General features: G+C 62.3%; 13 protein-coding genes. 6 read left to right on the top strand and 7 right to left on the bottom strand.

The window, feature by feature from the left end:
- Position 1: 1 nt before the first annotated feature.
- From HCU76_RS20725 to HCU76_RS20715, 3 genes are read right to left on the bottom strand one after another with little or no spacing between them, the layout of a single operon-like run.
- The gene (locus HCU76_RS20725) at positions 2-997 is read right to left on the bottom strand and encodes a PDR/VanB family oxidoreductase (RefSeq protein ID WP_218510512.1); all 996 of its coding nucleotides are present in this window, start codon (positions 995-997) and stop codon (positions 2-4) included.
- A gap of 21 nt (positions 998-1018) precedes the next feature.
- Positions 1019-2524 carry an indolepyruvate oxidoreductase subunit beta family protein gene (locus tag HCU76_RS20720; protein ID WP_213954128.1) on the bottom strand — a complete coding sequence of 502 codons (1506 nt, stop codon included), beginning with the start codon at positions 2522-2524 and terminating at the stop codon, positions 1019-1021.
- Positions 2525-2531: 7 nt separating this feature from the next.
- Positions 2532-4715: an indolepyruvate ferredoxin oxidoreductase subunit alpha gene (locus HCU76_RS20715; RefSeq protein WP_213954127.1), complete on the bottom strand. Its 2184-nt coding sequence runs from the start codon at positions 4713-4715 to the stop codon at positions 2532-2534.
- 101 nt (positions 4716-4816) lie between these two features.
- Here HCU76_RS20715 and HCU76_RS20710 point away from each other — a divergent pair, with 101 nt between their 5' ends.
- Positions 4817-5326 carry a MarR family winged helix-turn-helix transcriptional regulator gene (locus HCU76_RS20710; protein ID WP_371319870.1) on the top strand — a complete coding sequence of 170 codons (510 nt, stop codon included), beginning with the start codon at positions 4817-4819 and terminating at the stop codon, positions 5324-5326.
- 16 nt (positions 5327-5342) lie between these two features.
- Here HCU76_RS20710 and HCU76_RS20705 read toward each other — a convergent pair whose 3' ends face one another.
- The 3 genes from HCU76_RS20705 to HCU76_RS20695 are packed head-to-tail and all read right to left on the bottom strand — an operon-like array spanning position 5343 to position 8240.
- A complete protein-coding gene (locus HCU76_RS20705) occupies positions 5343-6197 on the bottom strand; it encodes an alpha/beta fold hydrolase (protein ID WP_371319869.1) in 855 nt (284 codons plus the stop codon).
- A complete protein-coding gene (locus HCU76_RS20700) occupies positions 6164-7180 on the bottom strand; it encodes a 3-hydroxybutyryl-CoA dehydrogenase (protein WP_218510510.1) in 1017 nt (338 codons plus the stop codon). The genes HCU76_RS20705 and HCU76_RS20700 overlap by 34 nt, the downstream gene beginning before the upstream one ends.
- Complete coding sequence (locus tag HCU76_RS20695; RefSeq protein WP_213954124.1) at positions 7167-8240, bottom strand: NAD/NADP-dependent octopine/nopaline dehydrogenase family protein; 1074 nt, start codon at positions 8238-8240, stop codon at positions 7167-7169. The genes HCU76_RS20700 and HCU76_RS20695 overlap by 14 nt, the downstream gene beginning before the upstream one ends.
- A 205-nt stretch (positions 8241-8445) precedes the next feature.
- Here HCU76_RS20695 and HCU76_RS20690 point away from each other — a divergent pair, with 205 nt between their 5' ends.
- On the top strand, positions 8446-9252 hold the full coding sequence (locus HCU76_RS20690) for a PPK2 family polyphosphate kinase (protein WP_213954123.1): 807 nt from the start codon (positions 8446-8448) through the stop codon (positions 9250-9252).
- 188 nt (positions 9253-9440) lie between these two features.
- A complete protein-coding gene (locus HCU76_RS20685; RefSeq protein WP_213954122.1) occupies positions 9441-9821 on the top strand; it encodes an FHA domain-containing protein in 381 nt (126 codons plus the stop codon).
- A 14-nt stretch (positions 9822-9835) separates the two neighbouring features.
- Here HCU76_RS20685 and HCU76_RS20680 read toward each other — a convergent pair whose 3' ends face one another.
- Positions 9836-10933, bottom strand: a complete 1098-nt coding sequence (locus HCU76_RS20680) for a porin (RefSeq protein WP_218510509.1) — start codon at positions 10931-10933, stop codon at positions 9836-9838.
- A gap of 450 nt (positions 10934-11383) precedes the next feature.
- Here HCU76_RS20680 and HCU76_RS20675 point away from each other — a divergent pair, with 450 nt between their 5' ends.
- The 3 genes from HCU76_RS20675 (at position 11384) to HCU76_RS20665 (ending at position 14739) form a co-directional block, all read left to right on the top strand.
- A complete protein-coding gene (locus HCU76_RS20675) occupies positions 11384-12646 on the top strand; it encodes a site-specific integrase (RefSeq protein WP_218510508.1) in 1263 nt (420 codons plus the stop codon).
- A 31-nt stretch (positions 12647-12677) separates the two neighbouring features.
- Positions 12678-12986 (top strand): hypothetical protein, encoded by a 309-nt coding sequence (locus HCU76_RS20670; RefSeq protein ID WP_218510507.1) that lies wholly within the window; start codon positions 12678-12680, stop codon positions 12984-12986.
- Positions 12987-13362: 376 nt separating this feature from the next.
- Positions 13363-14739 carry a hypothetical protein gene (locus tag HCU76_RS20665; protein WP_218510506.1) on the top strand — a complete coding sequence of 459 codons (1377 nt, stop codon included), beginning with the start codon at positions 13363-13365 and terminating at the stop codon, positions 14737-14739.
- Positions 14740-15206: the final 467 nt, after the last annotated feature.

Raw genomic sequence — 15206 nt, 5'->3', positions numbered from 1 at the left:
CCTAGACATCCAGCACCAGCCGCGCACCCTTGGCACGCGAGATGCAGATCTGGATCACGTTGCCGGCGGCCTTCTCGCTGGCCATCAGCACGTAGTCGCGATGGTCGATCTCGCCTTCCATCACCGGCGTCGCGCACACGCCGCATTCGCCGCGCTTGCAGTCGTACATCGGGTCACAGCCCTCGTCGATCATGCAGTCGAGGATGGTCCTGTCGGCCGGCACGGTGAAGGTCTTGCCCGACATCGCGAGCACGACTTCGAAGGGATGGTCGCCCTCTTCCACGGCCGGCGTGGTGAAGAGTTCGAAGTGCACGCGGTCGTGCGTCCAGCCGCGCTTTTGCGTGGCGGCAAGCACGGCGTCGAGCATGACCTTGGGGCCGCAGACATAAAGCTGGTCTTGAGACTCGCAGCCGTCGAGCAATGCCTCGATGTTCAACGGCGCGCCAGCCTCGACGTCGGTGTGGACGATGAGGTCGCCAGCGAGCAACGCGTCCAGTTCCGGCAGGAAGGCCATCAACTCGCGGCTGCGGCCGGCATAGTGCATGCGCACCGGCGCGCCTTGCACCTTGCGTTGCGCGGCCATGCTGATCATCGGCGTGATGCCGATGCCGCCGGCGATCAGCACCGCCCGCGCCGCGCCGTCGTGCACCGGAAAGTCGTTCTTCGGCACCTCGATGGTCAGTGCGTCGCCTTCCTTCAGGGTCTGGTGCATGAAACGCGAGCCGCCGCGGCCGCCATCCTCGATGCGCACGGCAATCACGTATTCATGCGGCGCCTCGGTCGCGCCCTGCTTCGCTTCAGGATTGATGAGCGAGTAGTGACGCCAATCTTCCTTGCCATCGGGCAGCGCGACCTTCACGCGGATATGCGCGCCGGCCGTGAAGCCGGGCAGCGCGGAACCGTCGTCGGTCCGCAGCCGGAACATGCGGATCAGCGGATTGAGTTGCCGCGCCTCCGCGACGCGCAACGTGAGGGTGGGAAGTGGTTCGTGTGACATCGTGCCTCTCTTCTGTCGTTGTCAGGCGAGCGCGTAGTGGGCCAGCACGGCGCGCAGCTGGTGGCCATGCTCGTCGGCAAGGGCCGCATCGCGCAGTTCCCGCAAGGTGGCGGGTGCCAGCGCACTGCCGGCGCGTCGGGCGGCGCCCATCACCAGCGTGTAGTTGCGCAAGCCGCGTTCGTGCGTGTCGCTGTAGCCCTTTACCAGACGCTGGCATTCCGCAATCTCGAGCGCCAGCGCCGGGTTGATCGCGGCGGTTTGCGCGATGCGCTCCAGCCATTCTTCGATGAGCTGGTTCTCTTCCGCGAACCGCGTGGTGGAACGGCGCCAGCGCGCGGCCGCTGCCACGCAACGCAGCATCAGGTAGCCATGCAGCGAACTGGTCTGGATCACGCGACCCTTTTGCGTCATGCGCTCGACAAAGCGGCGCGGCATGCCCGAGTTCATCAACCAGCGGCCGACGCCACCGGGCAACGTCTCGCAGATCTCCTGCAGGCGCGGATGCATGTATTCGTTGATGGCCATCACCTGGTCGGCCTGCACGCCGGTCTCGTCGCGCACGCGGTCGAAGCGGGTGGCACGTGTCTTCAGGGCGGCGACGCGCGCGGTGTCTTCATACGACATCCACAGCGCCAGATGGCGCGCGGTGCTCTCGGCGAGCCTGCCGCCATCGTCGATGCGCAGCGCGTGGATCTTGCACATGCGGTCGAGGAAGGTGCCCGCATAGGCCGTGTCCTGGTAGTCGATCAGCCGGCGCACGCCTTCGAGCAGGATCGGTTGGGCGGACACGGGGAAATCCTTCTGCACGCGCTCAACCAATGCCCGCACTGCCGGATGGCTGGGCGCTGGCGCCGCGCGCGCAGGCAACGCTGCCGCCGCCGCATCGGCTTCCGACCCCGACTGCACTCGCTCGAACGCACCACCAAACGCCTTCAGGCTCGGCTTCACGCCAACGCCGCCCCGCTCCACCGTCGCCTCGAACTGCGCACGGCTGAAAGGCAAGGCACCCGAGCCCGCCAGCGCGCCGAACAGCACCGCGCTGATCACGCTGCCCGCCTGCTCGGCCGCTTGCGCCATGTCGAAGCGGATGAAGCGCTTGGCCGCCTTCTGCGCATGCGCGACCAATTGCTCGCTGTCCACGCGCCCATCGCCCATCGCCGACTTCTCGGCAATCGAATACACGCGATGGGTAGAGGCGACCAGCGTGGTGCGGTCCTGCGTGACCAGCCCGCGCTGCACCGCGCGTCCCGCTTCCATCAGTTCCGATGCCAGCACCAGGTCGACGTCGCCAGGCAGCGGCATCAGCGCCAGCACGGGATGGCCGCCATCGGCCTTGGCGCGTGCCTCGGGATAAAGCTCGACGTAGTAGATGGTGGCGCCGGTGCGCTGCGCCACGCCGGGCACGGAAGTGGTTTGCGCGATGTAGCCGTTGTGCTCGCCGAGGTCGACGATCCAGTCGGCCAGCACGCCGCCGCCCTCTCCGCCCATGGCCAGGATGGCGATCTTGATGGGTTGTGTGGAATTCATGAAGACTTCAGAAGGCGAAACGTTCGCGGCGCCGGGCATCGCCGCGCTGCATCCAGCCGATGACGGAAGAGCGCACGCGTTCGCGCAGGCGGTCCCACTTGTTGGGATTGCTCACGACCTGCGCCTTGTAGAACGACGGGCACAGCACTGCCGCATGCGACACGTCGCCACAGTTGCCGCAGCCGACGCAGCTATCGAGCACGGTCGCAATCGGGTCGGTGCGCAGCGGATCGGGGTTGGGCTTGATCGAGAGCGACGGGCAGCCCGACAGGCGGATGCACGAGTGGTCGCCCGTGCAGGTGTCGGAATCGATGCCGAACTTCTCGCGAACCACCCGCTTGCCTTCGGCCACGGCCTTGCGCACCAGCGGCTTCTCCCGGCGCTGCTTGTTGAGCATGCATTCCGATTGCGCGATCAGCACCTTCGGGCCCTTCTCCTTCGTCGTCAGGGCTTCGCGCAACAGGTCGCGCATGCCGGCCACGTCGTAGGTGCGGCGGATGGTCTTGACCCACTTCACGCCGACGCCTCGCACGGCCTGCTCGATCGCGTGGCCGGTGCTGCGCGTGGGATTGATCGCCGTCGACGACAGGATGTCCTGCCCGCCCGTGGCCGAGGTGTAGTTGTTGTCGACCACGATGGTCAGGTTGTCGCTGCGATTGAACACCGCGTTGGCAATGCCGCTGGTCAGCCCGTTGTGCCAGAAGCCGCCGTCGCCCATCATCGAGATCGCCCGCTTGCCCGCGGGCACGTTGAGCGCAGACGCACCGGCCGCGCCCAGGCCATAGCCCATGGTCGTGTTGCCGAGGTGGAACGGCGGCAGGATCGAGAACAGGTGGCAGCCGATGTCGGCGCTGATGTGGTGCGGACCGAGTTCGCGCTCGACCAGCTTCATCGCGCTGAAGATCGGCCGCTCCGGACAGCCGGTGCAGAAGCCCGGCGGGCGCGCATGCACGCTATCGTCCAACGGACGCGAGGGCTCCGGCGCAGCATCGACACCGATGTTGGCCACGGCCGTGAGCGGAATGACCCTGCGCACCGGCGCGACCACCGGCAGCGGCGCGATGCGTTCATAGCGCTCGAAGAATGTGCGTGCGCCCTTGAGCAACACCGCGGCCGTGTATTCGCCAGCCACCGGCAGCATGTCCTTGCCGTGCAGCGCGGCATCGACGCCGGCTTGCCGCAGGATCGTCGCGAGGTTCTGCTCGATGAAGTTGGGCTGCCCTTCCTCGACGAGCAGCACCGCGCGCTTGCCCTTGCAGAAGCGCAGCACTTCGCTGTCGATCACCGGGTAGGCCACGTTCATCACGTACAGCGGCACTTTCGAGTTGCCGTACACGTCGGCCAGCCCGAGCCGCTCGAGCGCGCGCACCAGCGTGTTGTAGCTGCCGCCCTGCACGATCACGCCGATGTCGTCCGCGCCTTCGTTGAAGAACTCGTTGAGCTTGCGCTCCTCGATGAAGCGAACTGCGGCAGGCCAGCGGTCGCGCACCTTTTCCTGCTCGTGCACGAAGCTGGCAGGCGGCAGCACGATGCGGCTCACGTCGCGCTGCGGCGACTCCATCGCCTCCTTCAGCGTGAACTTCGGCGGCACGTTGTCGGATGCGACGAACTGCCCGTGCACGTGGCAGGCGCGGATGCGCAATTGCAGCATCACCGGCGTGTTGCTCGCCTCGGAAAGATCGAAGCCCTGCTTCACGGCATCGACGATCGAGGGCAGGTTGGGCCGCGGATCGAGCAGCCACATCTGCGACTTCATCGCAAAGGCATGGCTGCGCTCCTGCATGATCGACGAGCCCTCGCCGTAGTCCTCGCCCACGATGATGAGCGCGCCGCCGGTCACGCCGCCGGACGCCAGGTTGGCCAGCGCATCGGAGGCCACATTGGTGCCCACGGTCGCCTTGAAGGTCACGGCGCCGCGCAGCGGATAGTTGACCGATGCCGCCAGCGTCGCCGCCGCCGTCGCTTCGCTCGCACTGTTCTCGAAGCGGATGCCCTGTTCGGCCAGGATGTCCTGCGCATCGGCCAGCACATCCATCAGGTGCGAGATCGGCGCGCCCTGGTAGCCGGCGACATAGGCCACGCCCGATTCCAGCAAACCCTTGGTCACCGCCAGAATGCCCTCGCCGCTGAAAATGTCTCCGGCGCCGAGCCTCAGCTTCTTTACTTCCTCGACAAAAGACCGCTCAGCCATAGTGCTCCTTGAAAACCCTCGGACGCGCTCGCCCGAAGTGCGTATATTCTTTAGATCTGAATGTATGCACAATCATGAATAACCCTAGAAACGCAAGCACCGTGCCAGCTTCGACTCGACGCAAACAGGCTGTTTCGGCGCCGCTGCCGGTGCCCCGGCACTTCGTCGACGACTACCTGCCGGCGCTGCTCGCGCAGGCCAGCCACCTGATCTCCTCGGAGTTCCACAAGGTGGCGCGGCAGCATGGTTTTTCGATCTCGGAGTGGCGCGTGATGGCCACGCTGGCAGGCGGCGACCCGATCAGCATTGGCCGCCTTGCGCAGGTCGCGGTGATGAAGCAACCGACCGTCACGCGCATGCTGGACCGCATGGCCAGCAAGGGCCATGTGGAGCGCCTGCCCCATGACAGTGACCGGCGCATCACCTTGGTGCGCATCACCGACGCAGGCGAGCGCACCGTCAAGCACCTGATGGAACTGGCGCGCGAACATGAGCATCGCGTGCTGGAGCCTTTCGGCCTGCAGAGCGCCGAGGTGCTGAAGAACACGTTGCGGCGGATGATCGAGCTGCATGAGGATGCAGGCGCCGCAGTAGAAGACGAAGAGGATTGACGCCGCGCCGGCTTGCTCATTCGAGCCGGTCGAGGAAGTCGAGGATCGCTTCGGCGAAGGCGTCGGGCAACTGGTCGGGTAAGGGCACCATCCCGCCTTCGATATCGACGATGCGTGCATCACGCAGATACGCCGCCAGTTCAGCGGCATGCGGCGACGCAAAGGGGTCGCCGGGGGCACGCAGCAACAGCACCGGTTGCCTGATACGGCCGATCCGCTCCTCCATCCGATATGACGCCACCGCGCGATGGCCGCCTTCGAGATCGCTCCGCACCTTCAGCGCATCAAGCACGAACGCCTCCAGCAAGTCAGCGCGGTCCGCCGGATAGAAGCCCTGCCGGTTGCGCCACATCTGCAGCAGGTGCGCGCCGTCCCCGCTGCGGGTGACCGCGTCGATGGGCTTGCTCGTGGCACGCGCGGCACGAAAGGCCGCATCGGTGAACGGCGTGGAAGAAAGCACCAGCGACCCCACGCGCTCCGGCCATGCCGCAGCCAGTTCGACCGCGATCACGCCGCCGGTGTGGTGCCCCACGACATGCGCTTTCTCGATCCCCAGCGAAGCCAGCAGTTCCACCGCGACAGACGCCCAATGCTCGATCGTCGGCGCCCACGGCGCGGGCGCCGAATCGCCGAACCCGACCGTGTCCATCGCCACCGCTAAATAGCGCCGGCCGACCAAGGGCAGGACCGCGCGGTACTCGGCCCAACTTCGCGGCGTCTGGTGCAGGAACAACACGGCCGGCGCACTCGCCTCGCCGGCACAGGCGTAGTGAACCTGCCCGACCGACAGGTCCGCAAACGCGCGGCGAATGTCCGGGCCGTTCACGCGCTGCCTCGCTAATCCTGCGTCGCCGTCGCCGGCGGGCGCCACAGCCCGGCATGCTTCAACATGCCCAGCGTGCGCAACAGCACGTCGCTGCGGTAGGCGCCGACGTCGCGGCCGGCATAGTCGTAGAAGCCGCTGCCGGTCTTCAACCCCAGGCGCCCTTCGCTCATCATCTTGTCCAGGATGGCCGGTGCCTTGTAGCGGTTGGCGTCGATCGATGCCGACATCTCGCGGCTCGCGTGATGCAGGATGTCGCTGCCGCCGAAGTCGATGAACTCCACCACGCCCAGCGCCGCGAATCGCAGGCCCAGTCCAAACCGCGTGGCCTTGTCGATCTCTTCCGCAGTGGCCGCGCCCTCCTCGATCATCCGCGCCGCCTCGTTCATCACGAGCGCCTGCAGCCGCGGCACGATGTAGCCCGGGGTCGGTCCGCACACCACCGGCAGCTTGCCGATCTCCTCCATCAGCGCCTTGGCGCGCGCGAGCACTGCTGGGTCGGTGCCGGCGTGATAGCTCAGCTCCACCACCGGAATCACGTACGCCGGATTGAGCCAATGAATATTGAGAAAGCGCTCGGGGCGTTTCACGAATTCGGCGATCTGCGTGACCAGGATGCTGCTCGTGGTCGAGGTCAGGATGGCGTCGTCGCGGCAATGCGCATTGATGTGCTCGAAGGCCTCGCGCTTGGCTTGCAGCGTTTCCGGCACGCCTTCGAACACCAGCTCCGCTGCAGACAGCGCACGCGGCGCATCGACCGCGCGCACCACGTCGATGCGGGCCACGATGCCGGCCACTTGATCGCGCGCCAGCACACCCAGCGACGCCAGTCCGCCGAGGCTCGATTCAACCTCTGCAAGCACCTCTTCATGCAACTTCCGCCAGGCCTCGTCGCTGCGCTCGCGCAAGTCGACCAGCGACACGCGATGGCCCGCATACGCGAACGCAATCGCGATGCCGCGCCCCATGCGTCCGGCACCCACCGCCACCACGCGCGGCCCAGGCACCCGCGCGGAATCAGACGCCGTCATGCAGGCGCTCCTTCAGCGCATCGCGGTTCAGCCCGTTCAGCCCCAGCGCGTCGAAGGTGCGCGGCCCTTTGCGCAGGTCGCGCCCGAGGAAGCCACCGACGATCGCCAGCAAGCCATGCGCGATCGGCGCATCGACGCCGGCATGGCGAGCGGCCGACGCCAGGAAAGCCAGGCCAAGCTCGGTGTCTTCCGTGATGTAGCGATGACCGTAGAGGTCGATGTTCTCGCGCCAGTCGCCCGACTTCACGAGTTGCTTGTGCGCGTCACCGTACATCCACTTGTCGTTGTTGTAGTGGTCGGCCAGCGGATAGTGCGGGCCCGCATGGCCGAAGGCCTCGCGCACAGCGATGCGCTCGTTGTCGAGCTGGTCGGTCACGGCGCGCACCGCCTTCTGCGTGCCTTCGTTGTGGATGTCCCAACGCTCGAAGTGCTGCAGCGGCGCGGCGTTCATCACCATCAGCGGCGGGTGGATGACTGGGCCGGCATTCATCAGGGCGCCAGACAGCGCGTCGCCGCAGCCATGCACGCTGGGGTAGGCCTGCCGGATCACCTCGATCGCCTCCTTCTCCTTGCGCGCCGGGTACACGCCGGTGGGCAGGTGAATCGCGCGGATCGTCACGTTGACTTCGCGCTCGCCGTGCTTGCGTGCCAGGTAAGGCAGCGTGCCGGTTTCGGCCCAGGCGACGTCAGCCTTGCTGCCGGCTTCGCGGGCGATCTGCGCCATCACGTAGCTGCCGAAGGTGCCCGGCGGCAGGAACACCACCTGCCCGTCCACCAGGTGCGGCGCCATGGCGCGCGCTATGTCGGCCTGCGCGATGGCAGGCGACGGGATCAGGATGAGCTGCGCGCCGCGCATCGCTTCGCCGATGTCGGCGGTGGCCTTCGCGATCGCCACGTCGCGCGCGCCCTCCGCATCCTTCAGGTGAATGGAACCCGCCGCGATGACGGCCCCCAGCGCCGCCGCATCGCGCCGCCAGAGGCGAACCTCATGGCCGGCCTCGGACAGGTCGGCGGCGGCGGCGTAGCAGCCATGGCCTCCGCCCAGGATTGCAATTTTCATGAAGCTATACCTCACAGGATTCGAGATGGATGGTTCTCTGCCGCCGGTCGCGCCAGGTGACGGTACATTACTTTTCACATGTTTAGATGTCAATCAGTTTCGGCCCGCATGAGGTTCGGCAATCCGAAGCGGAGTTGCAACGGCGCCCTGCGCCAACGGCCCGGGTCGCGTACGCTCGCGTTTTGCAAAGCAATGGGGATCGCGCATGGCCAGCTTCAAGAACTACCGCGTCGGCAAGTCCTTCCACCTCGCAGACATCAAGCCAGGCGCGACGCCCTTTGCCGAAGGCTCACGCAGCGCGCAGGTCGAGCAGCTCGACGCGCTCGCGCTCCAACTCGACGAACTGCAGAACCTGCTGCATGCCGAAGGCAGCCGCAAGATCCTGCTGGTGCTGCAGGGCACGGACACCAGCGGCAAGGACGGCACCATCCGCTGGGTGTTCTCGCGCACCTCGCCGCTGGGCGTGCGCGTGGCCGCCTTCAAGGCCCCGTCGCTCGAGGAAAAGGCGCGCGATTTCCTCTGGCGCTGCCATGCCGTGGTGCCGCGCACGGGTGAAATCATGGTGTGGAACCGCAGCCACTATGAAGACGTGCTGGTGCCGGTCGTGGAAGGCTGGATCGACAAGAAGGCCACCGAGCGCCGCTACGCACAGATCAACGACTTCGAACGCCTCCTCAGCGAAACCGGCACGGTGGTCATCAAGTGCATGCTGCACATCAGCAAGGAGACCCAGCGCGAACGCCTGCAGGATCGCATCGACACGCCCGGCAAGCACTGGAAGTTCGATCTCAGCGACCTCGATGCCCGCAAGAAGTGGGACGACTACCAGCGCGCCTACGACAAGTTGCTGGCGGCTACTTCGACCCGGCATGCACCCTGGTACGTGATCCCGTCCGACAGCAAGACACACCGCAACCTCATGATCGCGCGGCTCCTGATCAAGACGCTCCAGCAGATGAAGCTGAAGGAAGCGCCGGACGACCCGGCGCTCAAGGGACTGATCGTCGAGTAGGCTCGCGCGGGCCCGCCGCGGCAGCAACTTTCGTGTTGCGCGGGGAAACAACGCAACGCCTGGGATGTCTGTACAAAGAGACGGTCCCGCGTCATATTCGGCTCAGCGCCACCTGTAGGACACATCCCTACAACCCGCCGCCCTCCCTACCGCGCAGCCCGGCGCTTGAACCCAAGGAAGACTTTCGGATGCCCAAGCTCATTGTGATGACCCATCCGGGCAAGACCAAGCTGGTCCCGCTGGCCGCGGCCGACACCCGGATCGGTCGCGCCAACAGCAACGACGTCGTCATCGATTCGGACCGCGTCAGCCGCTTCCACGCGACCTTGACCGTCGAAAGCGGCGCCGTCTGGATCCGCGACCTCGACAGCAGCAACGGCACCTTCGTCAATGGCCATCGCATCACGTCGCGCGCACTGTCCAACGGCGACACCATCCTCATCGGCGACTGCCAGATGCGCTTCCTTGCTGGCGAACAGAACGTGACGCCCGCCGAAGCTCTGCGGCTCATGACGATTCCGGGCGCGCTGATGGACTTGGACAAGCTGCGCAAGCCCGGGCCGCGTTGACACGCGCGAAAACCCTAGAAGCTGTGCCGCAAGCCCAGGTCGACGCCCCGTGAGCTGCGCCCGGGTTCGGTGATCGAATTGTTCAACGCGACCGCCGAATTGCCGCTGTTGCGCAGATAGGCCACCGTGCCATAGGCCGCCGTCCGCTTCGAGAGGTTGTAGACATAGCCCAGCGCCACCTTCTTGGCCCGCGGGTCCGTGACCTCGTCGGTGCCGTTCGACGAATACGAAACCTTCAACTGGTGCGGTCCCACCGGAATCACGGCGCCGACGATGTAGCTCGTGCTCTTCACGGAGACGAATTGCTTGCGCTCATCGACGAAGTAACCCGCCGTCATTCGCACGACGCCGAAATCGTAGAAAGCGCCGATGTTGTAGACATCGATATCCCCGGTAGTGGCTGTTTGCGCGTACTTGGTCTTCCCGGTCGCCACGGCAATGCCGAACGGTCCGCCGCTCCAGCCGATGCGCGCCTGGTAGCCATTGCCATCCTGCGCGTTGGGCATGTGCGAGATGTTCTCCCCCATGAACACCTGAACCTCTCCGAATACGCCGCCCAGATCTCCCGGCAGGAAGTAGCCCACCATGTTGGAGGCCCGCGTCGACGTCACCCCGGCGATCGACATGGAATAGGGCAACGATGCGCCCACGCCGCTGGTTCCGAAGGGGTCCGTCTGGTCCCGGTTGCGGAAGGTCGCCGTGAAATCCCGGCCCATCCGGATCTCGCCCCAAAAGTCCATCAGGCTGACCGTGGCGCGCCGGCTGAAGCTCATGAAGTCGGCACTCGTCGCACCGCTCGGCTGATTGTTGGTGTTGCCGGCGGTGCCGGTGCCGGTGTCGACCTGGAGCCCGGTTTCAAGCCAGAAGCCCGCCCCGAGCCCCCCGCCCAGATCCTGCACGCCCCTGAAACCCAGCCGCGACTGCACGTTGCCGTTGCTCGCGAGTTGGATCGTGTGTGCGGCGCTGCCGGAGCCATAGGCCACGAGTATGTCGGCGATGCCGAACAGCGTCAGGCTGCTGCCCGAGACCGGCCCCTGCCCCGTGCCCGATTGCGCCATGGCCTGGTGCGCCAGCAAAAGGTTGGCGAGGACCAGCACTCCGATCTTCTTCATGTCTTCTCCCTCGTTGGTGCTTGCACCTTGGTGTAGTCGGCAGCCCCTCGTTCGCTCGCACCGGAAGCGAGTCGCGTGGCAAGTTCAGGCATGCACGGCGCGCGCGTTCGAGTAATCGGCGGCCCTGTCGCCCCGGGCGCGTACTTTGGACCAAGCGCCAAGGGGCGTCAACCCGACTGGCGGCAACGGGCGGAAGCCTGTCTAGGCGACATCCACAGGCATCGGGAAAAGCGGAGCCAGAAAGCAAAAACGCCCCGTGAGGGGCGTTTCTACTTGGCTAGCTGGCGGAACCGGAGTCCGTCATCCTAGCGTCTGACAAGATTCAACAACATTCACTTTTTTCGAGGTATGACAGTAACTTAGCGTTCTTTATCGTCCAAAGAAGGCTTGCTACATCCGTTGAGATCCGGCCTAATATCGTGGGTAGAAACATGGGTAGATGGCAACACGATGGCAGGCGGTATCAACAAACTTTCGGCAGTGGCGGTGCAGCGGGCAAGGGCGCCCGGCTACTACGGCGACGGCGGCGGATTGTGGCTTCAGATCAGCAAGCTTGGCGGTAAGTCTTGGGTCTATCGCTTCACTCTGCACGGCAAGGCTCGGGAGATGGGACTTGGGCCAGTGCACACCGTGACGCTTGCAGAAGCGCGAACAAAGGCAGAGGGTCATCGCAAGCTAGTTGCCGATGGCCGTGACCCCATTGCAGCACGCAAAGCCGAAGATCAACGCTTGAGGCTTGAGACGGCGAAGGCGAAGACCTTTGCTGAATGCGCAACCGCATACGTCGATGCGAATCGGGCAGGATGGAAAAACGAGAAGCACGCTAAACAGTGGAGCGCAACTCTCGAAACTTACGCGTTCCCGAAGATCGGACAGCTTTCAGTTGCCGCGATTGATACCGGGTTGGTGCTTGCAGTGCTCCAACAAGAAGTTGGCGACGACAAAGCGCAGCTTTGGTACGCGAAGACCGAAACGGCAAGCCGCTTGCGCGGTCGCATCGAATCTGTCCTCGATTGGGCCGCGTTTCGCGGCTACCGGCAAGGCGACAACCCGGCACGGTGGAAAGGCCACCTTGACAACGAACTGCCAGCCAGGAACAAGGTCGCCAAAGTTGAGCACCATGCGGCCCTCCCGTATGCCCACATGGGCGCGTTTATGAGCGAACTGCGCCAGCGTGAAGGCGTCTCCGCTCGTGCGCTTGAGTTCGCCACCCTCACCGCCGCTAGGTCTGGCGAAGTGCGCTGCGCACTGTGGGCAGAGATAGACCTGCAGGCGAAGACTTGGACAGTGCCAGCCGAACGAATGAAGGCACGCAAAGAGCATCGCGTCCCACTATCGACGCAAGCCGTGAAATTGCTGGAGGCTCTGCCTCGCGTTGAGGGTTGCGACTACATTTTTCCAGCACCTCGCAAGGGTCCACTCTCCGACATGGCCTTGACCGCAGTGCTGCGGCGCATGGAACGCGGCGATCTGACACAGCATGGCTTCCGTTCCACGTTCCGCGACTGGGCTGGCGAGACAACGGCATACCCGCGCGAAGTGATCGAGCACGCCCTCACGCACCAGTTGAAGGACAAAGCCGAAGCCGCCTACCAACGCGGCGACTTGCTCGCAAAGCGTGCCCGATTGATGGCCGATTGGGCGAAGTTCTGCGGCACCGTGCAGGCCCCTACTGTGGGCAATGTTGTCGCAATCAATCAGGAAGCGGCGTGATGCGCCACGCCAGCGTTATCGGGCACCAACCATGATTCACAAGCCTGAAGATTTGCCGCATGAGGCGCGAACTGCACTTACCGCATCCCCGAAGACGGAATACTTAATCGAATGCGTCCCAATGCCGCCTGAAAAAAAAGTTGGCAGGCGAGAAAATCCACAGCAACTAAAAGCTGTAGATAAAGCCGCTAGAGCATTTGTGAATAGTGAACACACGACCGCATACGCGGCGGCGAAGTTCCATTTGCTCGACCATTCCAATAGTATCTTCCCAGAAAATCGAATTAACGATTTCGCGAAGCGCATCAGAATTCGCGCGAAAGAATTAAGATCTGAATAACTGCAAGAGTTATTCCCCGTGTCCGACCTAGACGGAGCCCCGGATACAAGGGCATAGTTCATCCATGCAGCGGCGTCCCGTCGCATCGTATTGGACTCAACTTATGACCCCTACTCTCCTTCGCCTGCCCGGCGCGCTCAGCATGAGCGGCAACACGCGTAGCACCCACTATTTGCGAATCAAGCAAGGCTTGCTAACGCCTCCAGTGAAGCTAGGCGAGCGATGCGCTGCATGGCCCGCGCATGAACTGGAAGCGATTAATGCGGCACGCATTGCCGGCAAATCTGACCGTGAAATCCGAAGTCTTGTTGCAACGTTATTAAAGCAACGGGTTAACTAGTCGGATGAGTTTGTGACGCCAAAATTAGACATACCGTTGATCGAAAACATTCCTCAAGACGGACTTGTTTTTGAGATAGCCAACGACGTTTTCAACAATTCGTACCGACCTATAAAGGTAGTTTCGGTCTGCACGGCCCTTGCGCTTATGGCGGGTATTTGTGGGCGTTCCCACAGCATCAAAGGGAGGGGTTTGAACTTGTGGCTTTTACTCCTTGCTGGCAGTGGCACAGGAAAGAACAGCATTTCTGAATCCATTAATCGACTATTGGCGCATGTTCAAAAATCTGTTCCCGCTGCGGGCGATTTCGTTGGAGCGGCCAGCTACGCGAGTCCTCAAGCGTTAGTGCGGCACCTTACTAATCATCCGTCAGTGGTTAGTCACTATGGCGAAGTAGGAATTTTTCTACAGCAACTGTGCAGCCCTCGCGCAAACGAAAACGCGAAGGGTCTTCTTCGCCTCATGTTGGATCTATTCACCAATTCTGGACCGAATGGCGTTATTCGACCAACAGTGTACTCGGACAACACAAAGAATACGACAACCATTTATAGACCTGCATTCAGCTTTATTGGGGATTCAACGCCCTCCGAGTTTTATAAAGCATTCAGCGAAGACCAGGTTAAATCCGGCTTAATACCTCGTTTCACCATCCTCGAACACAGCGGCGATATTCCGCCGGCAAACGAATTCCGTTACACCAATCCAAGACTAATTAAGGGACTTGACACCCTCTGTGCCCACACACTGCAACTCAACAGCCAAGGCTTCACGCAAGAGGTACTGTTGGACCCGAATGCGGCCAAGGCGTTTGCGGATGCCGAAGAGTTCTACCTGAAAACTGTCAACTCAGATGCACCAGAGCTGACAAAACTACTTTGGACTCGACGCATTGAAAAAGCATATCGCATCGCCTCGCTATTTGCCGTAGGAGTTAATGCATACACTCCAATCATTAATTTAGAACAGGCCAGATGGGCCCTTGAGGTTGAATTTCAATCAACCACACGATTAATTACGGCGTTTGAGTCGGGCGAAGTCGGAGAACAGGCAATTTCTGAAACGGCCCAACAGCATAAAGTTCGAGCAGTAGTTAAAGAGTGGTTCACTAAGCCTTGGGCGGAATTGCAACGATACAAGGTTGGAAGCATAGCGATGCAGCTTCACGGCATCGTTCCACATTCCTACATATCGAAGCGGTTGACAAGCGATGCCGCCTTTAAGCACGCAAAAAACGGCGCGACCGCAACGATTAGGCGAACCATAGATGAACTGCAAACGTGTGGCGAACTAAGGCGAATTTCCGTGGCAGATGCAAACGTTAAGTTTGATTCGACCGCGACATGCTACATGCTCACCAATTACAAGGACTATTTGAGTGAACCGGCAAATCACATTCCATCATTTTTCTAGACATCTGAAGAGGCTTCTACGGCCAAGCGCGGGCTAACTCCATGATTTCATTGGATTTCTAACTTCTAGCGCTTTTAAATTGATTCACTCCAAAGGGCAACGAGATGTCACATGAACCGGGTATTGAATGAGTATTAGAAGTGTTAGATTATTAGAAATTGAATGAAATCAACAGGTTAGCCAGATTTGGCACTCAGAAATTCATCAGATCGTCTAGATCGTCGCCTGCGGGCAAATAAGCAAGGAACATGCATCATATGAAGATTACGAAACCTAGCCGATATGAATCGTCGCTAGCCGTTCATCAACATTATATTGCCACATCATGAATGACAAATTTTACCCTGACGATGCAAGAGATATTGAATTAGATCCAAGATTGCAAAAGTTGTTTGCAAAGCTTTGGTTCAAACATCATTACATAACGTCGCTGAGAAAAGATGAACACGATATGTCTCCGCGTTTAG

It is taken from the genome of Variovorax sp. dw_308 (assembly GCF_019207085.1).
GTDB lineage: Bacteria > Pseudomonadota > Gammaproteobacteria > Burkholderiales > Burkholderiaceae_C > Variovorax.
The sequence above is the reverse complement of the archived record's forward strand: the minus strand, read 5'-3'. Positions and strand labels throughout refer to the sequence as shown.